The organism is Thermomonas sp. LB-4 (genome assembly GCF_036409385.1).
Classification (GTDB): Bacteria; Pseudomonadota; Gammaproteobacteria; order Xanthomonadales; family Xanthomonadaceae; genus Thermomonas.
In genome coordinates, this window is record NZ_JAXOFT010000046.1 from 1 (window position 1) to 4,158 (window position 4,158).

The 4,158-nt window shown below is 52.5% G+C and carries 4 protein-coding genes and 1 pseudogene; all 5 read left to right on the top strand.

Annotated elements, in window-relative coordinates; translation table 11 throughout:
• The first annotated feature begins 72 nt into the window (after positions 1–72).
• The 5 genes and pseudogenes from SPK54_RS13460 (at position 73) to SPK54_RS13480 (ending at position 4,019) form a co-directional block, all read left to right on the top strand.
• Positions 73–687: a hypothetical protein gene (locus SPK54_RS13460; RefSeq protein ID WP_330948382.1), complete on the top strand. Its 615-nt coding sequence runs from the start codon at positions 73–75 to the stop codon at positions 685–687.
• Between the two features lie 440 nt (positions 688–1,127).
• Positions 1,128–1,931, top strand: a complete 804-nt coding sequence (locus SPK54_RS13465) for an OXA-5 family class D beta-lactamase OXA-129 (RefSeq protein ID WP_032492122.1) — start codon at positions 1,128–1,130, stop codon at positions 1,929–1,931.
• Positions 1,932–2,036: 105 nt separating this feature from the next.
• Positions 2,037–2,875, top strand: a pseudogene (locus SPK54_RS13470) (AadA family aminoglycoside 3''-O-nucleotidyltransferase).
• 40 nt (positions 2,876–2,915) lie between these two features.
• Positions 2,916–3,620 (top strand): hypothetical protein, encoded by a 705-nt coding sequence (locus tag SPK54_RS13475; RefSeq protein ID WP_330948383.1) that lies wholly within the window; start codon positions 2,916–2,918, stop codon positions 3,618–3,620.
• Between the two features lie 93 nt (positions 3,621–3,713).
• Entirely contained in the window at positions 3,714–4,019 is a 306-nt protein-coding gene (locus SPK54_RS13480) for a putative quinol monooxygenase (RefSeq protein ID WP_330948384.1), read from the top strand.
• The last annotated feature ends 139 nt before the right edge of the window (positions 4,020–4,158 follow it).

Below are 4,158 nucleotides of genomic sequence, written 5' to 3' on the forward strand. Positions count from 1 at the left end.
TAACAATTCATTCAAGCCGACGCCGCTTCGCGGCGCGGCTTAACTCAGGTGTTAGCCTTCACAGGAGGGTTCATGCGCATCCCAGCCGCAATTTTGCTTATATCACTCATCTCAGGCTGCACGTCGCAGACCGAAGACGTGCCGGAAGCCGTTGTTTCCGCGCCTGCGCCAACAGCTGCAACAGAAATTCAACCAACGTCTGTACCTGCACCCGTAACAGAAGAACAACCAGCTTCTGCTCCACTTGGCTGGGTGCCAGATCAAGCTTGCAACTTCATTGGCAAGGACTTTGGGGTAGAAATACGCCCCTACCAAAATGAATATGAAGATGAGTACAGTTGCTCTACGCCGTACAAGAATCTTCAAGAGGCCGTAAATCTACCTAACAACCTCGCTTACTACGTCACAGGGAATCGTGACCTGGCAACTGAGGTCAAGCTCGTTCTGAACATCAATGAGCCTTCCAAACAGGCCTACGCAAAGGGACAGCTTAAAAAGTTCTCTGCTGCTGTCGCCAAAGCAGCCACAGGCGCAGGCCTTCCATCTGAGATTTCTAACGCAATCACAAGCGGCACGCCAAAGATTCACGATGGCGCTGGATACCGGCAAGAGCTAAAACGCGACAACTGGCCCACTGGAAAAGGCTACGAGCTTCACTTCATAGTTACAAAAGTGGGTGAAGGCTAACAATTCGTCCAAGCCGACGCCGCTTCGCGGCGCGGCTTAACTCAGGTGTTAGGCGGCGGAGGCGGGTTAATGGCTACCGAAAGCGAGCTCTTGGAACTAGCGCGGATCAATGGTCGCGTGTGCCCACAGCCGAGCCATTGGAATCGTCTCTATCAGTTGCTGCCGAACCGCCGCCAGGTAGGAAGCAGCTGGGAGCCCCCTCTGCCGCTAATCTTGGCTGCGTGGTGGGATGCTCCTGACACTTCCAAGGCTGCTCGGCTACAGGAGCACATCAGTTGGGCGGTAGCGCATGGCGCCGGTGACAAGGTCCACGCTTATCTATCAGGGCTGGCCGAGATAGAGTGGCATCATGCGGGTGATTAGCCGCTCGCCTAACAATTCGTCCAAGCCGACGCCGCTTCGCGGCGCGGCTTAACTCAGGTGTTAGCCACCAAGGTACCATGAAAACCATAGCCGCATATTTAGTTCTAGTATTTTTTGCAGGCACTGCACTTTCAGAGTCTATTTCTGAAAATTTAGCTTGGAATAAAGAATTTTCCAGTGAATCAGTGCATGGTGTTTTTGTACTTTGTAAAAGCAGTAGTAATTCCTGTACAACAAATAATGCAACACGTGCATCTACGGCCTATATTCCAGCATCAACATTCAAAATTCCCAATGCTCTCATAGGCCTTGAAACCGGCGCCATAAAAGATGCGCGGCAGGTTTTCAAATGGGACGGCAAGCCCAGAGCCATGAAGCAATGGGAAAAAGACTTAACGCTAAGGGGCGCTATACAAGTTTCTGCTGTTCCGGTATTTCAACAAATTGCCAGAGACATTGGCAAAAAAAGAATGCAAAAATACCTTAACCTTTTTTCATATGGCAACGCCAATATAGGCGGAGGCATTGACAAATTTTGGCTAGAAGGTCAGCTTAGAATCTCAGCAGTCAATCAAGTTAAATTTTTAGAGTCGCTTTACCTAAATAATTTGCCAGCATCTAAAGCAAACCAACTTATAGTAAAAGAGGCAATAGTTACAGAAGCAACTCCAGAATATATAGTGCATTCAAAAACCGGGTATTCCGGTGTGGGCACAGAATCAAATCCTGGTGTCGCTTGGTGGGTTGGTTGGGTAGAAAAAGGAACTGAGGTTTACTTTTTTGCATTTAACATGGACATAGACAATGAGAGTAAGTTGCCGTCAAGAAAATCCATTCCAACGAAAATCATGGCAAGTGAAGGTATCATCATTGGTGGCTAACAAGGCGCTCAAGGCCGTGGCTGCGCCACTGGACGTCTCCAATCGGCGCATGCTTCGCATTTTGCGCGCCGCTTGTAGCCGCCCCTTAGCTTTGCGTTAGACATCATGAGGGTAGCGGTGACCATCGAAATTTCGAACCAACTATCAGAGGTGCTAAGCGTCATTGAGCGCCATCTGGAATCAACGTTGCTGGCCGTGCATTTGTACGGCTCCGCAGTGGATGGCGGCCTGAAGCCATACAGCGATATTGATTTGTTGGTTACTGTGGCCGTAAAGCTTGATGAAACGACGCGGCGAGCATTGCTCAATGACCTTATGGAGGCTTCGGCTTTCCCTGGCGAGAGCGAGACGCTCCGCGCTATAGAAGTCACCCTTGTCGTGCATGACGACATCATCCCGTGGCGTTATCCGGCTAAGCGCGAGCTGCAATTTGGAGAATGGCAGCGCAATGACATTCTTGCGGGTATCTTCGAGCCAGCCATGATCGACATTGATCTAGCTATCCTGCTTACAAAAGCAAGAGAACATAGCGTTGCCTTGGTAGGTCCGGCAGCGGAGGAATTCTTTGACCCGGTTCCTGAACAGGATCTATTCGAGGCGCTGAGGGAAACCTTGAAGCTATGGAACTCGCAGCCCGACTGGGCCGGCGATGAGCGAAATGTAGTGCTTACGTTGTCCCGCATTTGGTACAGCGCAATAACCGGCAAAATCGCGCCGAAGGATGTCGCTGCCGACTGGGCAATAAAACGCCTACCTGCCCAGTATCAGCCCGTCTTACTTGAAGCTAAGCAAGCTTATCTGGGACAAAAAGAAGATCACTTGGCCTCACGCGCAGATCACTTGGAAGAATTTATTCGCTTTGTGAAAGGCGAGATCATCAAGTCAGTTGGTAAATGATGTCTAACAATTCGTTCAAGCCGACCGCGCTACGCGCGGCGGCTTAACTCCGGCGTTAGGGCGCAGGGATAGATCCGAAGGGGCCGGATGCTTGATCTCGTAACCACATCGTTCTACATCAAGTCGCCGGCCTTCGATAAGGCTGCGTTTGAACACCACTCTTCTGAACTTTTCGACGAGTGGGAAGCGCAAGTAGAAGCCCACCTGTTGCTTCCGGACTACGCGCTATCGCTAGTACTTGAAGAGGGCTCCATCAAGGGCCGAGCGAGGATTGGCGCTTACGCCGCCGCCTTCTACTTTGGCATCGGAGCATACGGAGACTTCATGTCGGGTCTTGGAACCGTGCGAGATCAAGCTGTCTATGTCAGCAATATTCTGTTCGATCAGGCAAAGAGCGAGTTTTCCTGTAGTAGTGAGCGCGGCAACACAAAGCGTACCGGTGGAGAGATCATCTATTTGCAACGTCTCTTCGAGCGGGTGCAGGCGGGCGCGCTTACCCCGGCCCAGGCAATCGAAGATGTGAGACAGCGCTGGGGCGAGGAGGCTGCGTCCTCGCCAGCGTTCATGCAAGAACTAGCCGCCAATTTGGAGGTCGCGCCCAAGTTTCCTGAGCAGCTTACCCTGGCGGATGAGTCATGGCCCGACTGTCTTGATCTTGAGCCACTGGGTAAAGACCCGGGTCCCAAAGCTCCACGTCGTCCAGACCCACCCATACCGCAGCACTATCGGATCGAGATATGGCGACCAAGCAAAGGCGAGAAAAAAAAGGTCAAGCTCACCAAGGTGCGGTAGCCTTGCACCCTAACAATTCATTCAAGCCGAACCCGCTTCGCGGGTCGGCTTAATTCAAGCGTTAGGCACCACATCAACCTAATCGAGGCGCGTATGAGCGGAGCAGTCGTAATCGTCAGCTATCGTGCACTTCCGGAGCGTGTGGACACAGCCAAACGCGAGATTGGCACTCTCATCGCTGCCGTCCAGGCCATTGAGCCAGATTGCGGCGGCATCACCATGCTCCAGGACGCAAGCGACCCGACTCGCTTCACGCTGATCGAGTACTGGCCAAGTCAAGAGACTTTTCTTGGGCCGCACATGCAGCAACCACACATTCAATCCTTCATCCAAAGCGCCGGCGCCTTCCTCGCGGGGCCGCCGGATATCTCGTTCTGGCATCCCGTCGGTGGTGCCTAACAATTCATTCAAGCCGACGCCGCTTCGCGGCGTCGTGGTAACGTCCTCGCATCCGTCCGTTCCAGCTTCGGCTACCCTGCCGCAGCGGCGCGGCTTAATTCAGCAACTGTCTTGTGATCCAGCCGTTCAGGCCAAGAGC

Excerpts from the sequence above, each read along its gene's own strand:
- SPK54_RS13460 (WP_330948382.1), top strand. The coding sequence starts at position 73 with ATGCGCATCCCAGCCGCAATTTTGCTTATATCACTCATCTCAGGCTGC.
- SPK54_RS13465 (WP_032492122.1), top strand. The coding sequence starts at position 1,128 with ATGAAAACCATAGCCGCATATTTAGTTCTAGTATTTTTTGCAGGCACT.
- SPK54_RS13475 (WP_330948383.1), top strand. The coding sequence starts at position 2,916 with ATGCTTGATCTCGTAACCACATCGTTCTACATCAAGTCGCCGGCCTTC.
- SPK54_RS13480 (WP_330948384.1), top strand. The coding sequence starts at position 3,714 with ATGAGCGGAGCAGTCGTAATCGTCAGCTATCGTGCACTTCCGGAGCGT.